Annotated in this window: 16 protein-coding genes; 1 reads left to right on the forward strand and 15 read right to left on the reverse strand. The window is 37.6% G+C overall.

Annotated elements, in window-relative coordinates; genetic code table 11:
• Positions 1 to 297 precede the first annotated feature (297 nt).
• The 10 genes from ACMZ42_RS24115 to ACMZ42_RS24160 form a co-directional block, all read right to left on the reverse strand.
• A complete protein-coding gene (locus ACMZ42_RS24115; RefSeq protein ID WP_402872376.1) occupies positions 298 to 1,185 on the reverse strand; it encodes a LysR family transcriptional regulator in 888 nt (295 codons plus the stop codon).
• Between the two features lie 68 nt (positions 1,186 to 1,253).
• On the reverse strand, positions 1,254 to 1,694 hold the full coding sequence (gene cbpB / locus ACMZ42_RS24120) for a cyclic-di-AMP-binding protein CbpB (protein WP_370076931.1): 441 nt from the start codon (positions 1,692 to 1,694) through the stop codon (positions 1,254 to 1,256).
• Between the two features lie 251 nt (positions 1,695 to 1,945).
• Positions 1,946 to 2,185, reverse strand: a complete 240-nt coding sequence (locus ACMZ42_RS24125; protein WP_049668244.1) for a hypothetical protein — start codon at positions 2,183 to 2,185, stop codon at positions 1,946 to 1,948.
• Positions 2,186 to 2,414: 229 nt separating this feature from the next.
• Positions 2,415 to 3,182, reverse strand: coding sequence for a 2,4-dienoyl-CoA reductase (gene fadH, locus ACMZ42_RS24130; protein ID WP_415733043.1), 768 nt, complete (start codon positions 3,180 to 3,182; stop codon positions 2,415 to 2,417).
• 393 nt (positions 3,183 to 3,575) lie between these two features.
• Entirely contained in the window at positions 3,576 to 4,400 is an 825-nt protein-coding gene (locus tag ACMZ42_RS24135) for a protein phosphatase 2C domain-containing protein (RefSeq protein WP_415733044.1), read from the reverse strand.
• On the reverse strand, positions 4,393 to 4,845 hold the full coding sequence (locus tag ACMZ42_RS24140) for an HIT family protein (protein ID WP_415733045.1): 453 nt from the start codon (positions 4,843 to 4,845) through the stop codon (positions 4,393 to 4,395). The genes ACMZ42_RS24135 and ACMZ42_RS24140 overlap by 8 nt, the downstream gene beginning before the upstream one ends.
• Before the next feature lie 102 nt (positions 4,846 to 4,947).
• Positions 4,948 to 6,132 carry an iron-containing alcohol dehydrogenase gene (locus ACMZ42_RS24145; RefSeq protein WP_415733046.1) on the reverse strand — a complete coding sequence of 395 codons (1,185 nt, stop codon included), beginning with the start codon at positions 6,130 to 6,132 and terminating at the stop codon, positions 4,948 to 4,950.
• A gap of 16 nt (positions 6,133 to 6,148) precedes the next feature.
• Positions 6,149 to 6,910 (reverse strand): 3-hydroxybutyrate dehydrogenase, encoded by a 762-nt coding sequence (locus ACMZ42_RS24150; protein WP_415733047.1) that lies wholly within the window; start codon positions 6,908 to 6,910, stop codon positions 6,149 to 6,151.
• A gap of 84 nt (positions 6,911 to 6,994) precedes the next feature.
• The gene (locus ACMZ42_RS24155) at positions 6,995 to 8,515 is read right to left on the reverse strand and encodes a CoA-acylating methylmalonate-semialdehyde dehydrogenase (RefSeq protein WP_415733048.1); all 1,521 of its coding nucleotides are present in this window, start codon (positions 8,513 to 8,515) and stop codon (positions 6,995 to 6,997) included.
• A gap of 15 nt (positions 8,516 to 8,530) precedes the next feature.
• Positions 8,531 to 9,424, reverse strand: a complete 894-nt coding sequence (locus tag ACMZ42_RS24160; RefSeq protein ID WP_402872342.1) for an NAD(P)-dependent oxidoreductase — start codon at positions 9,422 to 9,424, stop codon at positions 8,531 to 8,533.
• A 225-nt stretch (positions 9,425 to 9,649) separates the two neighbouring features.
• On the opposite strand from ACMZ42_RS24160, the gene ACMZ42_RS24165 reads away from it, so the two are divergent.
• Complete coding sequence (locus ACMZ42_RS24165) at positions 9,650 to 10,264, forward strand: TetR/AcrR family transcriptional regulator (protein WP_415733049.1); 615 nt, start codon at positions 9,650 to 9,652, stop codon at positions 10,262 to 10,264.
• Positions 10,265 to 10,615: 351 nt separating this feature from the next.
• On the opposite strand, the gene ACMZ42_RS24170 is transcribed toward ACMZ42_RS24165, so the two are convergent.
• From ACMZ42_RS24170 to ACMZ42_RS24190, 5 genes are all read right to left on the reverse strand, one after another.
• The gene (locus tag ACMZ42_RS24170; RefSeq protein WP_415733050.1) at positions 10,616 to 12,619 is read right to left on the reverse strand and encodes an EAL domain-containing protein; all 2,004 of its coding nucleotides are present in this window, start codon (positions 12,617 to 12,619) and stop codon (positions 10,616 to 10,618) included.
• A 29-nt stretch (positions 12,620 to 12,648) separates the two neighbouring features.
• Positions 12,649 to 14,805: an RNA degradosome polyphosphate kinase gene (locus ACMZ42_RS24175; protein WP_370076900.1), complete on the reverse strand. Its 2,157-nt coding sequence runs from the start codon at positions 14,803 to 14,805 to the stop codon at positions 12,649 to 12,651.
• On the reverse strand, positions 14,795 to 16,348 hold the full coding sequence (locus tag ACMZ42_RS24180; RefSeq protein ID WP_415733051.1) for a Ppx/GppA family phosphatase: 1,554 nt from the start codon (positions 16,346 to 16,348) through the stop codon (positions 14,795 to 14,797). The genes ACMZ42_RS24175 and ACMZ42_RS24180 overlap by 11 nt, the downstream gene beginning before the upstream one ends.
• Positions 16,349 to 16,650: 302 nt before the next feature.
• Positions 16,651 to 17,553, reverse strand: coding sequence for a chemotaxis protein (locus tag ACMZ42_RS24185; protein ID WP_370076896.1), 903 nt, complete (start codon positions 17,551 to 17,553; stop codon positions 16,651 to 16,653).
• A gap of 180 nt (positions 17,554 to 17,733) precedes the next feature.
• Positions 17,734 to 19,059: an MFS transporter gene (locus tag ACMZ42_RS24190; RefSeq protein WP_370076894.1), complete on the reverse strand. Its 1,326-nt coding sequence runs from the start codon at positions 19,057 to 19,059 to the stop codon at positions 17,734 to 17,736.
• Positions 19,060 to 19,156: the final 97 nt, after the last annotated feature.

Genomic DNA, 19,156 nt, shown 5'->3' on the forward strand with positions numbered 1-19,156 from the left:
ATCACGTCCTGTGATAACGCCTTCGTGACCAACATCCTGCTGTTGCTGTCGCTTCGTTAGCACTACGCTTTCGCGCAAAAAACATCTGTTGCCCTAAGCGGCTCATCGGACGCCCCCAGGAAGCTTTGCTCTGTGCGAAAGCGAAGCGGCAGCTACAATTGTTTTCTGTAGCGAAAGCAAAGCGGCAGCTACAAAGCGCCCAGTCAGAACGGAAATCAACCTACGCTATGGTGAGATTAAGAATTGGTTAAAAAAGGCAGCCTCGAGTGAATCACTTGAGACTGCCTTGATATTTTTTTATTTCGTATAATCAAACAAACATCGTGCATGGTCTTGCACTACTTCTACAAAAGCCTCTACTTGCCGTAGCTCAAATGAAGATTCATAGCCAATTAACCAAGTATCACGCGTTAAACCAAATTCTTTTTCATTATTCGTTAATGCTATTTTATTAATGCCATCATTGTCACTTAAAGTAATGGAAGGTAAAATAGCATAACCAATGCCGTTCAATGCCATTTGCTTACAAATTTCAATCTGATCCACTAAAATTTGTTTTCTTGGATTTGAAGCGAAATGTTGCTGCCACCATTGTTGAATTTCCTGATAGTAATTGGAATCACTTTTAAATTGAATAAAAGGTCGATCTGTCGTCAGGACATCTTCTATAGTTTTTAGCTCTTTATCTACTAAATAAAGCGTGTCACGAAATAGGTGAATTTTTTCCCCTTTCCAATCAACCTGCCCACGTACAATCCCTATATGAGCCTCACCCTCATAAAGCGCTTTTACAATTTCAGAGCTCCAGCCAGTCATCAGAGAGATTTTTGCATCAGGATATTTCGATACAAAATCCTTTAATATGATCGGAAGCCAGTTTTGGCCGACAATCGATGCACAGGCGATTTTCAATGTCCCGTTTACTTTCGTCGTTAATGATTGGATTGTTTCAAATATCTCTTCTTTTTTGCTGAGCATTTCTGTTGCATAGGCAATAATAAGCTCTCCAGCAGGTGTCGCCGTAAGTCCTTTTTGCGAACGAATAAATAACTGAGCACCCCAGTCCTTTTCAATAGTCTGCAACCGTTGTGAAAGTGCTGGTTGAGATAAAAATAAACGTTCTGCTGCTTTACGCATATTACGTTCCTCTGCTAATACTTTTAAAATTTCAGCCTCCGTTGCCATCAATCAGTAAACCTCCGATACAAGCAAAGAGGGCCTCATGATTTTCATCTGAGTCCCCTCTTAAACTACTACTCTTTTTGATAAATATATTTTTTCAATTGCTTTAAAATAACACGTCTTGTTAAAATTCCCGCAAATGTTCCTTCTTCGTCCACAACACATAAAAAGGCGTGATTAATAACTAAGTCGAGCGCTCGCTGGAAAGTATCCTTCAACTTTAATACAGCGATATCTTTCTCCATTATTGTATCCACTTTAATATCGGGTAGCTTTTCATATTCAATATGTTCTAGTCCAAGAATGGATTCAGTAATCATTTTCATACTTAGTAAACCTTGAAGTCGATATTTCATATCTAAAACAGGTATCGATGAATACCCTGTACGTGTAAGTACTAGGAGTGCATGTTCCGCACTATTTCCACTTTGTACATGCGCAACCTTTTCAGATGAAATAATAAAATCACTAATTGGCATTGCTAATAAGTCTTTGCTGTTAGTTGAAATCATGAACTTCTTCTCCTTTTCTGTCCCCGCTTTGCAGAACAGGATGCTTCCCTTTTATCATATCATAACTATTCCTTTTATGACCACGACAAGGCCGAGAAGAGTTTTTTATAAAGCAACGAATTATTTTAGCATTTTGAACAAAACTAAGTATCTAAAGTGCATATATACGAGAGTTTTTATTTGAGGGCAATAGAGAAATATCTTCATTCAGCCTCATTATAAAATATGAACTGAATGAAGATATTATTTACTTAATATCCAGCCTTACTCCAGTAATAAAAAATCATTATTCCCAAAAAGAGTAAAAAAATGATATATACCCAAACAACTGGGTTGAGCATAGTCGCATACTCTTCAACGGTTTCTGAAATCGGCGTATCGTTTTCTGATTTCCGCTGAGATGTCATTTTAGCAATTTTCAGCGTCGACACAAGCGAAATGGCAGAAATAATCGTAATGGCAATAAGAGCCGGTATTAACCACATACCCATCGGCAAAACTCCTTTCTTTACCCTTAGTATGCGTCAACCCAGCTCTCCATTATGCAAAGTTTTTATTATCAATTAGCCTCGGCAAATTGCCGCTGACGCGCAGAAAACATTTGCTGCTGTCGCTTCGCTTTCGCCACAAAAATAATTGTAACAGCCATTTCGCTCACGTTACATAAAACACTTGTAGCTGACGCTTTGCTTTCGCTACAGAAAAAAATTGCTAAAAAAGTTAGAAAGGATACTGATTAAGCCATTGCCCGCCATCAAGTGTCACACATTCACCGTTCATATAACTTGCTTTATTAGACATTATAAATGTAGCTAAATCTGCAATTTCTTCAGGAGTACCTGTCCGACCTAACGGAACAGAATCTAGCGTACGAGCAGCTGCAGCCTCTGATTCCCAAAGCTTTTCCGCACCACCTGTACGCTCAATTGGACCTGGAGCAATCGCATTTACTCGAATGCCATATTGTTTCCCCCATTCAACAGCTAACGTTCGAGTTAATGACAATACACCTGCTTTTGCTGCTGCAGAATGAATAACACCAGCACCTGCACTCCATGCGTAAGTTGCAACCATATTAATAATAGATCCCTTAATATTATTTTGGATCCAGTACTTACCGACTGCCGAAGAACAAAAGAATGTCCCATTTAAAACAATATCAATAACAGCCTTCCAACCATTTGGTGATAAATCCTCAGCACGCACTATAAAATTACCGGCCGCATTATTCACAAGCCCATCAACTTGTCCAAACTTTTCAACAGCAAATGCTAGCATTGCCTCAGCATGCTCAGGCACTCGAACATCCATTTGGAACGTTTCAATCGTTTGTCCAACCTCTAAAATAAAGGCTTTCGCTTCTGCTAATCGCTCCTCGTTACGACCTGTAATGACAACATTTGCCCCTTCAGCAACAAATTGCTTTGCCATATAAAGCCCCATGCCATTTGATCCACCCGTAATAATAATTGTTTTCCCCTGCAACATACGATTTCCCCCTTCGAAAAAAATGAATGATGATTCATATAAATATTACTATATTTTCTCGTATATGTCATATTAATTCTGCAAAACGTTAGGAAGCAGTCATGCTAGCAGGGATTCTTAAGTTGCGGGGCTATTTCACTGGCGTGCGCGGGGATTCGTTTCCCATTCGCGGGTATTTCTCTGACGCGCGCGGAGGATTCGCTTCTCTTCCGCGAGTATTTCCATGGGGCGCGCGGGGATCCAATTCTCTTCCGCGAGTATTTCCATGATGCGCGCGAGTATCCGCTTCTCTTCCGCGAGTATTTCCATGGTGAGCGCGAGTATTCGCCCCTCTTCCGCGAGTATTTCTCTGGCGCGCGCGAGTATTTCCATGCCGTGCTCGGGTAGAATCCATTACGAACCCGCTTCTTGATTACTTGCTCTAGTGGCTTCCTTTGCAATATTAACTTTCCAAAAAACGATAGTGGTGCTATCTCTGACACCATTTTTTTTGATATTGTTTAACATTGAGCAAATGCTCTCTTGATCCGTAGAGTTAAAAAATGAATTATAAATGTTAATAGGGTTTGAATATGGTTCATGGGGACATTCTAGTAAGCCATCTGTGGTTAGAAAAAGACGATTTTCTCCTTTTCTTAATTCTTTAATTCCAACACTGTAGCAAGGGACGTCCTGTTCAAAAGTATTGACTTGTCCTATCCATTCGTAAAATTGCCTTTGATTTAATTGAAACTGACCGAATGCAGCCAATTCTTGATGAAATAAAAAAAGAACACAGTCTCCAACTGAAAACCACCATACATATTTATCTTTTCTTACGACAATTAAACACGCAGTTTCTCCAGTAATATTCCTGCAAACAGATAAGAACTCTTCTGATTGAAATATAGTTAAAATCTTCTCTTCAAGTCTTTTAAAGGTTTGATGGTTTGTTGGTAATGATAATAAATGTTTAATTTCATCTTTATAATAAAAAAATTGCTCGATAATGATTTGAGCACTCTCAGATGTATTATGCGCATCCAGTAAAACGGAAAATTCCCAATCTTGCTTTTCATCTAGCCATACTAAACAGCCATCTTCGTTTTTATATTGGCCTGCATCGGAGTTACCACCAAATCGCCCAACAATAACATGTTTAATTTGATGAACACTTGGATGATCTATGAAGTTGTCTTGGCTACCTATCCAACTAAAATCTTCAATAGATTTACTCATATGCATTATTCTCCAGATATGCTCTAATACGTGTACAAAGTTTAACAACTTCGCTATTGTCACCCATTGGGGCATCTTCCCAATCATACACATCATTTGGTCCCCAATACTGTTGAGGGGTATTAGGATATCGAGGAACTAAATGCATATGCAAATGTGGCACTGAGTTTCCGGAAACTAATGAATAAATATGCTCTGCCTTTTCACACTCCATTATTGCCTTACTGACTCTAGCCATAATAACCCCAAATGCTTGTGCCTCTTCTAGAGTCATATCTCCAAGAGTAGGGACATGTCTTTTTAAATCTATCATTATATGACCTAAATAATTGGGTGCTCCATTCCTATCTATATGCCCAACATAAACATATTCGTCTTCATAAATCATAACCCCTGAAGTTTGAATGTTGCCCGTGTGTTTATTGCAAATAAAACATTCTTCCATTAATCCCCACTCCCTCGCTTAAATTTTCAAAATTATAACATAACTACCGATAAATCAGAATACTTTTCCTAACCGATAAAAATAGAGTTTCTTTTCGTAATCCTAAAACTCATAATGGTAAGCAATCTTATAAAGCTCCATTAGTTCTTCCTGTGTTGGAACCTTAGGATTATTTCCAGGGCTACCGCTGGCAATTGCATCAGCTGTCATTTTTGGAATAGCTGCGTAAAAGGCTTGTTCATCAATCCCCCACTGTTTTAAATTCCCTATATCCATCTTCTTGCACAATTCCTTAATCGAAATAATAGCTAAATCGGCAAGCTCTTCTTGTGATAATTGCTCATTATCTGTATTGAAAAATTCACCTATATCCGCCAGCCGATTGACACAAGCATCCTTTGAAAATTCTAATACTGCTGGCAAGAGCATGGCATTTGAAATACCATGTGGCACATGGAATAGCGCTCCTATCGGACGAGACATGCCATGTACTAAAGCAACAGAAGCATTTGAAAATGAAAGACCTGCTTGCATTGAACCTAGCGACATCGCTTCCCGAGCTTCAATATCATTACCTTGCTCATAAACTTTTAAAATATTATTAACGATTAACTCCATGGCTGATAGTGCAAGTACATTCGAGTAAGGATGTGCTAAACGAGATAAATAACTTTCAATAGCATGACTTAATGCATCGATACCAGTCGCCGCAGTGATAGAGGGTGGAGATGTAACCGTTAAAATCGGATCTACAATAGCGATGTTTGGCATAAATGCAGGTTGCTTAATCATCATTTTTACGTCATTTTTCTTATTCGTAATGACGGTTGCATCGGTTGCTTCTGAGCCAGTTCCAGCTGTTGTCGGTATCGCGATATGTGGAATCGGTGCTTGCTCTGCAATTTTTGCCATTTTCATATAATCGCCAATGTAGCCACCATTCGTTGCAAGTACTGCGATTGCTTTTCCCGTATCAATACAGCTCCCGCCACCGACGGAAATAATAATATCGCAGCCCTCAGATTGTAAAATATGGAGCCCCTCTGCTACATACGTATCTACTGGTTCCGTTGTTACGCCTAAATATGAAACCGCTTCCAATCCACTAGCTCTTAATAAAGTGCTACATTGATTAACAAAGCCTAAGCTATCCATTATCGGATCACTAATGATAAGAGCCTTAGTCCCCAATTTTTTCGCATAGTCGCCTACTTCTTGAAAAGAATCTCGTCCATAAACGATTGTTCCTGGTGAATGTACCGTATAGATTGTTTTTGTTTGAATCATCTTTTACCCTCCTAAACTATTGTGCTGTATAACCGCCATCCAAAAGTATTGCTTGACCTGTTAACCCCTTTGCCATATCACTAGATAAATAAAGCGCAAGTCCTGTAACTTCCGATACATCTAGTAAGCGTTTTTGAGGAACGAGTGGATAAAGCACCTGCTCAAGCACTTCCTCTACTTGAATTCCCCTTGTCTTTGCCAAATCCGTAAACTGATTACGCACTAATTCTGTATCGACATACCCTGGACAAATGGCGTTCACGGTTATCCCTTCAGTTGCAACCTCTAGTGCAGCCACTTTTGTTAAACCGACTAGCCCATGTTTGGCAGCATTGTAGCCAGCTTTACCTGCAAACCCAATAACGCCATTAATGGATGCCATATTAATAATGCGTCCAAACTTATTTTTCTTCATATGCGGTAAGACATATTTCATTGCTATAAAAGGTGCGACAAGCATCACTTTTTGCATGGATTCGAAGATTTCTGTCGCGAAATCCTCTATAAGAGAAACATGCTGAAACCCTGCGTTGTTAATTAAAATATCTATTGTCTTAAACTTTTTAATAGTAAAGTCAATCGCATCACATATTGCCTGTTCATTCGTAACATCACAGGTGTATGCAGTTAATTGCGGATAGTGTTGAATTGCCTCCGCTAAAAGCTGTTCATTAATATCTGTTATAACGACATTTGCTCCTTGCTCAGCAAACGCTAGTGCCATGGATAACCCGATACCACGGGCTGCTCCAGTAATAAAAACCGTTTTTCCTTTCACGCAATCCCTCCTGGAGTAATGAATCCTATCTCTGATTTGAGCCATTTAAAAAGAGCTGTAAAGGAATACAGCTCTTCATTTGTATTAGTCGTTATTACTTGGGAATGCAAACGTAGATGCTGTCGATGCTTGACCTGTCATCCAACGCTCTGATATTGTTTTTGTTTTAGTGAAGAAGCGTGCTTGATCGGGACCAAACATATGCCCTTCTCCAAAACGAGAGCCTTTAAATCCAGCAAAGTTATGGTAGCCTACTGGGATTGGAATTGGGACATTTACACCAACCATACCAACATCGATTTCTGTAGTAAATTTACGAGCTGCTAAACCGTCGTTCGTAAAGATTGTTACCCCATTTCCAAGCTCATGCTTATTTATAAGTTGGATTGCTTCGTCCAATGAATCCACACGTACAACATTTCGTGCTGGACCAAATATTTCTTGTTCATAAATTTCCATGCCCGGTTTTACGTTATCTAGCAATGTTGGACCTACAAAGAATCCTTTTGACTCTTTGACAATATCAAGTTCACGACCATCACAAACAACTGTTGCCCCTTCAGACTCTCCTCGATTGATCGCAGCAATAATCGCTTCCTTCGATTGCTGTGAAATGACAGGGCCAAAATCTGTCTCTGGATTTGTATATGAACCTACCTTCAAATTAGTGATTTTCTCCTTTAAGATTTCAAGAAGACGATCTGCTGTATCCTTTCCAACAGGCATAATCGTAGAAACGGCCATACAACGTTGAGAGGCTGCTCCATAAGCTGCTCCGATAAACGCATTTGCTACCTGATCAAGATCTGCATCAGGCATAACAACCATATTGTTTTTTCCTCCACCAAGTGCTGTGACACGTTTACCGTGTTTCGAGCCTGTTTCATAAATATATTTGGCAACTGGTGTCGACCCTACAAATGAAATTGCTTCCACACTCGGATTTTCTAATAGTTCATTAACTGCATCTTTATCTCCATTTACTACCGTCCAAATGCCATCTGGTAACCCAGCCTTTTTCCAAAGCTCACTAACATATAAGGCAGTCATAGGAACACGTTCGGAAGCTTTTAAAATAACGGCATTACCGACAGCAACTGCCATACTTGTTTGCGCTAAAGGCACCATAATCGGGAAGTTAAATGGTGAAATAGCCGCTACAACACCTAATGGATATTTTGCAGAGTAGGCATTAATGTCACCGCCCACATTGACTGAATACTCCCCCTTCATTAAATGAGGAGCACCGATAGCTAAGTCAACAGACTCTAAACCACGTGTAATTTCACCTTTCGCATCCTCAATTGTTTTACCGCTTTCTGTACAAATAATTTGTAAAAGCTCCTCCATATTTTCAGTAATAAGATTACGGAACTTTAATACAATCTCAGCACGTTTAGCTACTGATGTATCTCTCCATTGTGGAAAAGCTGTCTGTGCCTTATCGATTGCCTCTCGAGTCTCTTCTGCAGTTGCAAGCGGAACCTTGGCAATAACCTCACCAGTCGTTGGGTTAAATACCAAACCGAAACGTTCGCTTTTCCCTTCTATTAGTTCCCCACCAATAAAGTGCGTTAATGTTTTAACCTCATGTGCTGTTGTCATATTTATTGTCCTCCTTTAAAATTGTTCAATTTTACATGTTTCTTTTAAACTTAAATAAGCAGCCGACATATCATTTTCTCCATAGCCTTGCTGAGAAATATCACTATAAAGATCCACTAATTTATTCCCGATTCGAAGTGGTACCCCTGCTTCTTCTGCCATATTTTTCGCTAGTTTCAAATCTTTTAATAATAGATTTGTAGAAAAACCTGGCTGATAGTTGTCGTTTTTCATGTATTCTAAAAAATTACGTTCATAAATACGGCTTTGACCGTAACTATTACTTAACACTTCAAACAATGTATCTGCATGGATACCCATCTTTTCACCAAGCACGATTGTTTCAGCGACTGCCTCTGTATAAAATCCAATCATTAAATTATTGAGTAATTTTATACGTGTACCTACACTTGAAGACGTACCAAGATGATAAATATTTTTTCCTACTATTCGGAATATTCCGGACCCACTTTGATAATCATCCTCTTCACCACCAACCATTATCGTAAGTGTTGCATTAATTGCACCTACAACACCTCCACTAACAGGTGCCCCAAGATATCGTAATCCCAATGATTGTGCTTCCTTATGTAAGGAATCATTCAATTCGGGATTTACCGTACTAAAGTCTATTAATAAACTTCCTTTCTTAGCATGATGCATTATACCCTGTTCAGATCTATATACTTGTTCCACTACTTGTGGTGTCGGCAAGCTCGTCATAATAATATCGCTTTGCTCAGCAACTTCCTTTGCTGTTGCAAGTCCAACTCCACCTTCTTTTTTAAATTGCTCCACTGCTTGTGAATTAGTATCAAAGCCATATACCTTATAGCCAGCCTTTAATAAATTAACTGACATCGGTAACCCCATATTGCCTAAGCCGATAAAACCTAATTTCTCCGTCATTATTGACATCCCCCGTTCCTTGAAAATCCAATGAACACTAGCCAAACCCTACTCTTTTATCGTAACATTAATAACGTGATTTATTAATTGACCGAAGTCATTGACTACGGTCAATTAAATGATAATCAAATCAAATCCATTACGTCAATCAAAACATTTTATATTTTCAGAATATTTTCCATAAAAAATATGTTAAAATACTTTAACTTGAAGGGATTGTCCAATATGAATTCATTGACTAGTCGTCAAAAAAAGGCATTAGAAACACGGGAAAAATTACTCAAAGCATCTTTAGATTTATTTAATAAACATGGATTCGAGCATGTATCTGTTGAGCAAATTACTAAAGCCTGTAATGTATCAAAAGGAACATTTTACACACATTTTCCATCCAAGTACGACGTTATTTTAGAAAAATTTAAAGAGCTAGATAGTTTTTATGGCTCTGTGGAAAAAAATATTGATCGTACATTGCCTGCAAGTGAAAAAATTTTATTGCTGTATCAAGAACAAATGAAGTATTTAACAAATATTGTTGGAAAAGATTTGTTACGAACTGTGTATACTGCTGCGATGACAAATCAAGTGGAACAAGATCATTATTTAATAAATCCACAAAGAATGATTTTCCAAATTATGAACAGTTATATCGAAGAAGGTATTCAACTTGGGGAGTTTCGTCACGATATAGAGGTTAATCAAATTCAAGCAATTATTCAACGTTGTATGCGTGCAAATGTTTATGATTGGTTAATCCACAATGAAAATTTCAATTTAGCTGCAGAAATGGCGCAATTTACAGCTATTGTGTTAGATGGATTGAAAGTAGAAAATAAATAGCTCATTTTAGACAGGTTTGCTCAGGTGGAAACAGCATGCGCTCGGGTGTAGTCCTTTTCCAATCCGGTTGTATCTCCGTTCGTTCGGGTTGACGGGAGAACGGCTCGGGTAAAGCATTATTTGATCGAGTTGACCAGAGATGTGATTAGGTGAAGTCCTTTTTTGATCGGCTTGCCCGGAGATGTGATTAGGTGAAGTCCTTTTTTGATCGGCTTGCCCGGAGATGTGATCAGGTTATGCCTTTTTTTGATCGGTTGTACCTGCATTTCGTTTAGATACCCCTCTTCCCAAAACTCTAAAAAAGTAGCACTTCATCCAATTCACGATGAGGTGCTACTTGACTTGTTTTCATTAGCCGACAAAATATTTATTAACAATGGTTTCTACAGGTAATGGCTTGTTATATAAATAGCCTTGGCCTTTTTGGCAACAATGACGTTTTAGGAAATCAACCTGTGATGGTTCCTCGATCCCTTCAGCAATGACCTCTAATCCCAAGTTATGGGACATTGAAATAATGGCCTTAATAATTGCCTCATTTTTATCATCTTTCGTAATATCAGCTATAAATGATTGATCAATTTTTATGATGTCTATCGGATAACGCTTTAAATAGCTTAAAGATGAATAGCCTGTTCCAAAATCATCAACCGAAACATAAACACCTAGTTGCTTCAATTCAGTTAAAATTGAAAATGTTTCATGGACATTAGTCATAGAGCTTTCGGTAATTTCCACCTCTAATAATTCAGGTGGCACATTATACTTTTTCAAGGCAGTTTTAATTTTCCGAGCAAAGTTTTCTTTTCTAAATTGTTTAGGTGAAATATTGATGGCAATTCGTACTGGTCGATAACCCTTCATTTGCCACTCTTTTTGATAGCGACATACCTCGTCAATAATCCAATCACCGATTTCAATTATTAAGCCTGATGCCTCCGCAATAGGTATAAATTGTGCAGGGGACACATAGCCAAATTTTCGATTATTCCATCGTAATAAGGCCTCAAAGCTATTGGTGCTGTTATTCGTTAAATCCATTTGTGGTTGTAAATGAATACTTAGCTCATTAAATTCGATAGCACGACGTAAATGGGCCTCCATTAGCGCTTCATTTGGAAAAATAGTTGTCATATCTTCACGATAGTAACGGTAGTGTGAACGCCCATGCTCTTTTACAGAAAACAATGCTTTATCTGCTTTACGTACAAGTGTTTCTAAATCCATGCCATCTGCTGGACTGAGTGAGATACCAATCGACACGCTAATAAAATATTCCTGCCCATCAATCATGAATGGCTGTTTTAATGCGTCTAAAATAGCATTAGCCGTATGTTCAATTTTGTTGATGGTTGCATCTTTTAGAACAAAAATAAATTCATCACTATTATAACGATAAAGAGAGCATTTGGAGTAACAGAGCTCACGAAGTCTATGACTAAACATTCGCATAAGTTCATCACCCTTACTTTCACCAAGGGATTCATTAAACTTTTTAAAGCGATCAATATCCACTAAAATAATAGCTGCTTGCTTATTACGCTTTTTATCATTTAAATGTTGAAGCCAATGCTCCTTAAAAGCCTTGCGATTCCAAATACCCGTTAATTCATCCATTAATGCTAGGTAATAAAAGGCCTCATGATCATTCATAAATGAAGTGGCATCTTTCACAAATAAATGTACACCTATAATTTCACCATTAAAGTACGTTGGATGCGTTCTTAAATAAAATGGTTCTTTACTTAGCAATTGACCTTTAAACATGCATTTGGGCATACCAAATGCTGAGCCCTCAATAGTTTTTGCGAATAATAATTTAAATTCGTTGATATACTTACTCTCTAATAATGAAAAAATATTTTGACCTATCAAGCTTTGATGTTCTTTTGACAATAGAGAAGTGGCAACAACGTTTTGGTGAATAATGCGACCTTGTAAATCAGTTGTTAATACCGGACTTACGTGCTGTTCTACAAATTGCAAATACGGTTCTACCTCATTTTGTTTCTCCCGTAGAATAACTGCTATAACTGATTTTTTTAAGGGCAGTACACGAACAACAAATGTTTTTACTGTGTGCTCCGTACTTTCCTTTAGACTTTGGTCTATATTGAATTCTTGTTGTAATATATTTGATAATTGCAGCCAGCATTGCTCCGTAAAAAATTGTTCTGCGTTGATGGCTTTCACATCTTGTAGCTTAATAAATGACGGTAGCTTTTCGTTAAAATGAACGACTTCAAACGCTTTTGTATCAACTTTTCTCAAACATACGATTGCATCAAATGGGTTGAGTTGTATGAATTGATGATAGTCTGCAAATTGCGCTACACTCTCTTTATATTTTTTCATTATATCCCTCACTAAGTAGCGTGTTTGCTTTATTCTTCGTCTAGCGTAGGTTTTAGTGCATCCTTTAGGAAAATTTCCTGACTATTAATTGGGTCTTCACCACGGTCAAACTCTTTGTAATGATATTTTCCATTGGAGTCTTGAATACGAGCTTTTGCTGTATCCTCAAGTTGTGTATTCATGATGTTAATAATACGAGCTTTTGCTTCGCTTGCATATACAGGGAATAAAATTTCCACACGTTTAATCATATTACGAGTCATCATATCTGCAGAAGATAAGTAGACTTTATTTTCTCCATTATGATGGAACCAATAAATACGAGAATGCTCAAGGAAACGACCAACAATACTCGTTACTGTTATGTTTTCACTAATTCCAGGGATACCTGGTCTAATGCAACAAATACCACGAATGATCAGCTCTACTTTCACACCTGCAATAGACGCCTCATATAGCTTCATCATTAAGTCTTTGTCCGTTAGTGAATTCATTTTAGCTCGAATAAAACCATTCCCATGCTTCTTATGACAAGCAATTTCCTCATCCATTAATCGGATAAACTCATCTCGAATATCAAATGGCGCCACAACTAAATGATTAAAAGTTGGCTTTTCTGTATAACCGCTTAAATAGTTAAAGAAGTTAGTAGCATCAATGCCAAATTCCTTATCTGTCGTTATTATACCCATGTCTGTATAAATTTTTGCAGTTGCATCATTATAATTTCCTGTTCCAAGATGTACAAAACGCTCAATCTTTCCATTTCGACGACTTACAACAAGCGTTATTTTCGAGTGTGTTTTTAAGTTATTCATACCGTAAATGACCAGGCAGCCAGCTTGCTCAAGTTGCTTTGCCCAAAGCACATTATTTTCTTCATCAAAACGTGCTTTCAATTCAACTAACACTGTTACCTGCTTACCATTTTCTGCTGCAAACTTTAACGCTTGTATAATAGGTGAATTACCACTTACACGATATAACGTTTGTTTGATTGCTAAAACATTTGGATTGACCGCCGCTTCTGAGATAAAATCTACAATTGGCACAAACGACTCATATGGGTGATGGAAAAATATATCTTGTTGCAGAGCTTTTTCAAAAATATTTTCATCCGATTGCAAATCTAATGGTGGCTGTGGAATAAAGCTTTCATATTCTAAATGTTCTCGACCAACAGATATGCCTTTTACAAACGAGAACATAAAAGTTAAATCTAGTGGTCCATCTATATGAAAAACATCTGTTTCTTCAATTTCAAATTCATCAAGTAAGTATGTAAGAACTTCCTCGCTCATCTCGCCCTCACGAACTTCTAGACGACTCCCTACACCCCATTTACGTTTTTTTAACTCTTTTTCGATTTCTACAAGTAAATCTCGTGCACCTTCCTCATGAATCGTTAAATCAGCATTACGTGTCAAACGGAAAGCCTGTGCTGATTTGACACTGTAACCATAAAAGAGCTTTTCGATATGCGCTACAATCACGTCTTCTAATAAGACAATAACTGTCTCTCCATCTGCTGATGGTACTTTAATATAACGATCTAAGACAGATGGAACTTGTACGATCGCTACCTTTTCACGATTTTCTAAGTCGGCTTCATCTTGCTCTAATAAAACAAGTAAATTCAAAGTTTTACCAAGCAAAGTTGGGAAGGGACGATACGCATCTACAGCTACAGGTGTTAAAACAGGGAAGATAGTTTCTGCAAACATTTCATTGACGAATGCTTTCTGTGTATTATTTAAGTCTTTCATGTCTGCAATATGTACATTATGTTGTGGTAATAAATCATATATTAAATGTCTATAAACTTCAGTTTGTCGGCGCACTAATGCCTGAGTTCGCTCTGCAATTTTTGCTAATTGTTCTTTTGGTGTTAAGCCTGACTTATTTTCAGGCTTATGGAAACCTGCACGTACCTGATCCTGTAGACCCGCAACACGCACCATAAAAAATTCATCTAAATTCGAGCTAAATATCGCCAAAAATTTCAATCGTTCTAGCAGAGGATTGTTGACATCCTCTGCTTCCTCTAATACTCGTTCGTTGAAGGCTAACCAGCTTAATTCACGATTATTATAGTATTGTGGCTTAGCGATTTCCTCTAGTAAACGACCTTGTGCTTCTGTTAAATTCCCTTCACTTAACTGATTATTCGTAACTTCAGTTGTCATAATTGCTCAACCCTTCTTCAATAAAGTTTATTTTTATAGGTATTTTCAGTGCGCGTTCTAGATGTTTTTTATGTCGATTTGCTTGATATTTTTCAGCGGTCGCATTATGTTTCACATAGATGTTAAGCTGAACATAATCCTCTTTTGTTTGCATCTTAATGGTACGTACAATCTTTCTTTTAGATACATTTAACGCATAGACAAATTTTAAAAGTGCGCCAAAGTCTCGTATTTTACGATACTCCTCACGACTTATCCATTCTGTAAAAGGAGCTGCGAATAGCTGATAATAATCTTTATTTTTATACGAGGCTAACAGTGCTAATTTCACACGCTCCTTATGGTTTAGCCCATCGATAGATTGGTTCGCAATTAAATAAAAGGTATGCTGGCTCGCCGAACTTAACTCAATATACTCCCCTATATTAAAAACCTTCGCCGCTTTCGCCAATAATTGCAAATCTTTTGGATTATGTTGTAAACAACCGATGCGACAGCATTCACTGTACAATTGATCCGTTAAACGCGTCAAATAGTCCACTTCTATTTCAGTTCGACCATACTGACGAGCCAATCTTTTAGCGTTTCCCTCAAACACATTGTACTTATCAAACGCACGTTTATCTGTTTGCAAAATACGCTGTATAATGAGTCCTTCTCGCAAACCCTTTTTTGTTATTTGGAACAACTTACTGCCAACAACCTCCACTAACACATTGAAAACCTCTAGTGCAGGAGCGATGATGTCTGCACGATCTGTCGAAAGCCCATCTAACTGTTTCAATTCATTAAAACTTAAACTACCTAAAAACACACTGAGCTCCACTAAATTTTCCTTAGTCATTTCGTAGCCATGTACACTTGCTATCGGATATGCATGTTTTTGCTGATGAATTTGGGCAATATTTCGAGCACTACCACCAATGGCGATAATCGGTAAACCAATATCCTGAATCCACGGAAGTGATTTGAACTGTTCTTTAACAAATGCAATGAGTTCCTTTTTTTCACTACCATTCATAATCTCGCCCTTTACAAAACGTTGCTTTAAAGAAACTGTTCCAAAAGGGAAACTATAAGATTTCTGTAGTTCTTTATTTTCAAAAAGCGTTATTTCTGTACTACCACCACCAATATCGATAGTTACAGCGGACTTCGTGCCTATTGAATGCGCTACAGCAACAAAGCCATAATATGCCTCTTCTTCTTCAGATAAAAGCTCTATTTGAATGCCTGTCTGTTCTTTCATTAAGGTAATAATTTTTGCTCTATTTGTTGCCTGACGGATTGCAGCTGTTGCAGCAGCTTTAACATCAGTCACTTCAAAATCATCGAGCATTTCTTTAAAAGTCAATAATGTTTCTGTTAATACTTGTATACCTTCTTCAGACATTTCACCAGAGGGCTGTAAATATGTACGTAAACGTGCAACCGTTTTAATATTTCCAATCTCACGAAGTCCCTCTTCTTTATCGTATTGATACAATACTAATCGAACAGTATTGGAGCCAATATCGATGATAGCAGTTTTTAATTCATTCAAATGATCACTTCCTTAACGCATACATTCATACTATTTACTGATCGTTTAGCCTCCTCGGTTTGTAGATACAAACCTGCGGGCTCTTAGCTTGCCCGTGTCAGGATACTCACGTCAAAGTTGTATAGATCCCCCGACAAATCAGTCCTTATTATTTTGTTCCTAGCCTCATTTATCTATACAAAAGAGCCGGAGCCTAAAAGGCATCCGACTCTCTTAAAATTATTAATATACTTTCAGGATACCCATTATTAATATTGTGAAGTACCTTTATCTCTATTGTTAAACCCTGATAAAACTTAATTTTATAAGATAAGTTGATCTATTCGTAAAATAAGCTCCGCAATTTCAGGCTTACTAATTTGATCCTCTGCACCTACTTGGTCACCTTTATGACGAAGATCATCTGTAATTAAGCTTGAGAAAATAATAACAGGAAGCTTTTGGAGGTCTGGATGCTCTTTTATTTTACGTGTTAAATGATGCCCATCCATTTGTGGCATTTCAATGTCTGTCACAACTAATTGAATATGCTCGGCTACTTCGTTACCACCTTTGACGATAGATTCGAGGTATTCATAAGCATCACGGCCGTTTTCAAAGAATTCAACATTCGCATAACCCGCCTCATTCATAGTATCGAATAAGAGCTTACGTAGTAATGGCGAATCTTCAGCAATTAAAATTCGTTTTTCAGAGCGTTCACGTTTACCAAGCTTTTTAACGGATTCTACACTAATACCAGAATCCGGATTTATATCCACCATAATTCTTTCGAAATCAAGTAATAAAATCATCTGTTCATTTTGCTTAATAACACCAATTACTTGTGATGTTCCTCCTTGATACATATCAGAAGGTTTCTCGATTTGATTCCATGAAATACGGTGGATCTGCGTTACATTATCTACATGGAATACTACGCGCTGTTTATTAAACTCAGCTACAATATATTTTTGCTGAGGACTACGCTCTGCATTTTGAATACCTAATACTCGGAGCATATCAACTACTGGTAAAACCTCACCTCGTAATTGAATGATCCCTTCTACATGCGGGTGCGCGTGTGGAATAAATGTTACTGGAATCGGTTGAATAATTTCCTTTACTTTAATAACGTTAATACCAAATTTATTGTTCGCTACTTCAAATTCAACAATCTCTAGCTCATTTGTGCCACTTTCTAACAATATACCTTTATGTTCCAAAGCAACCCCGCTCCTTTCTCCTCAACTTCAATTTAATTCTATTTATAATTCAATTGTATCATAGGCAATACATTTCTCCTACTTGCTTTTACCAATTTTATCATGAACTTGGGTTGTCATCATAACATTGGGTTGATTTCCATTCCGATAGGGCGCTTACCTGGGCGTGCATACGTTTTTTCAAATGTCATCTCCAACTTTTGAGCCATTAATTTTCAAATGTATCAATAGGCCAATTATCGTCATCACAATTAATGTCGATAATGCAACACGGCTTGCTAGCGTTCCGTAATCTTTCATCCATAATGTGACCGTTCCGTAGACTGCCGGCCCAATAATGGAGGATACTTTACCTGAGAATGCAAATAAGCCAAAAAACTGACCCCGTTTTTCTTCTGGAGACAATTCAATAATATATGTTCTAGATGTTACCCACATGGATCCTAGTGATACGCCAAACATACTACCTGCAAGCCAGAACATCCATTGCTCTGTCGCAAAGACAGCAAATGTTAAAGCAACAATCATTAATAGCGCCACCACGGTAATCGCACGTTTGGCTCCAATTGCTTTTGTAATATAACCAAATGCAAAAGAGCCAATAATAGTTGAAACCGTAGACACTAAATAAAGCACGATAAATTGACCCGACGTAAAGCCGACAATCGTTGTTGCATATACAGCCATCATTGCAATGGTTGTTGCAATGGCATCATTTAAAAAGAAATAAGCAATCATAAAGGTGAAAATAGTTTTATATTGCTTCATGTCTTTAAAAGTCTGAACAATTTCCTTATAGCCATCTAGAAATTTAATAGGCTTGCGCTGAGACCTTGGAATCGGTGTATCTTTATTAATAAAAAATAATGGCAAAGAAAATAACAAATATAAAATTGCAGTTGGAATAAATGCCCGATGGAATCCACTATTTCCTACATACAAATAAACAAGTAGTCCAAGAATTGTACCAAGATATCCAATCGCTACCCCATAGCCAGAAATAAGGGGCATTTCTTCTTTTGTTCCTAAATCACCCATCATTGAATCATAGAACACTAGACTTGAATTAAAGAAAAATTTTGCGATGATAAAGCTGACTACAACTAAAAATAAACTAAGCGGCACACCTGAATAATTCGCTGACGTCTGTAGATTTGCAAAAACACCCATCATAAAGGTGAAAAAGATAGAGATAGATGCAAACCACACTATAAATCTCTTTTTATAGCCTGTATTATCAATCCATACACCAAAAAGTGGCGAAAAAACGACGAGGAAAAAGCTTGCAATGGCATTCGCATAAGAAATAAACGTGCTTGCCACCTGCTGCATTACCTCATTCGTCCCTAAAACTTCATCCATATAAAACGGGAAAAATATAGTATTAATATTTGAAGAAAATATTGTATTCGCAAAATCATAAAATGCCCACGATAAAATTGGCAGTGATAAATAAAGAGCTAACTGACTCCGATGCTGTGCGTCTATTACTGAATTCCGCTTCATAAAACCCTCCTTCCCATTCTCTATTATATGATCAATTATGCCTCGGCATAATTGCGTCCGGAATCGGCTTTGTGCTTAGGCCTGCGTGATGCAGGTC

The organism is Lysinibacillus sp. NPDC056185 (genome assembly GCF_047737915.1).
Lineage (GTDB): Bacteria > Bacillota > Bacilli > Bacillales_A > Planococcaceae > Lysinibacillus.

Coding starts and splice junctions, on each gene's coding strand:
- ACMZ42_RS24115 (WP_402872376.1), bottom strand. CDS start 1,185: ATGGCAACGGAGGCTGAAATTTTAAAAGTATTAGCAGAGGAACGTAAT.
- cbpB (WP_370076931.1), bottom strand. CDS start 1,694: ATGATTTCAACTAACAGCAAAGACTTATTAGCAATGCCAATTAGTGAT.
- ACMZ42_RS24125 (WP_049668244.1), bottom strand. CDS start 2,185: ATGGGTATGTGGTTAATACCGGCTCTTATTGCCATTACGATTATTTCT.
- fadH (WP_415733043.1), bottom strand. CDS start 3,182: ATGTTGCAGGGGAAAACAATTATTATTACGGGTGGATCAAATGGCATG.
- ACMZ42_RS24135 (WP_415733044.1), bottom strand. CDS start 4,400: ATGAGTAAATCTATTGAAGATTTTAGTTGGATAGGTAGCCAAGACAAC.
- ACMZ42_RS24140 (WP_415733045.1), bottom strand. CDS start 4,845: ATGGAAGAATGTTTTATTTGCAATAAACACACGGGCAACATTCAAACT.
- ACMZ42_RS24145 (WP_415733046.1), bottom strand. CDS start 6,132: ATGATTCAAACAAAAACAATCTATACGGTACATTCACCAGGAACAATC.
- ACMZ42_RS24155 (WP_415733048.1), bottom strand. CDS start 8,515: ATGACAACAGCACATGAGGTTAAAACATTAACGCACTTTATTGGTGGG.
- ACMZ42_RS24160 (WP_402872342.1), bottom strand. CDS start 9,424: ATGACGGAGAAATTAGGTTTTATCGGCTTAGGCAATATGGGGTTACCG.
- ACMZ42_RS24165 (WP_415733049.1), top strand. CDS start 9,650: ATGAATTCATTGACTAGTCGTCAAAAAAAGGCATTAGAAACACGGGAA.
- ACMZ42_RS24170 (WP_415733050.1), bottom strand. CDS start 12,619: ATGAAAAAATATAAAGAGAGTGTAGCGCAATTTGCAGACTATCATCAA.
- ACMZ42_RS24175 (WP_370076900.1), bottom strand. CDS start 14,805: ATGACAACTGAAGTTACGAATAATCAGTTAAGTGAAGGGAATTTAACA.
- ACMZ42_RS24190 (WP_370076894.1), bottom strand. CDS start 19,059: ATGAAGCGGAATTCAGTAATAGACGCACAGCATCGGAGTCAGTTAGCT.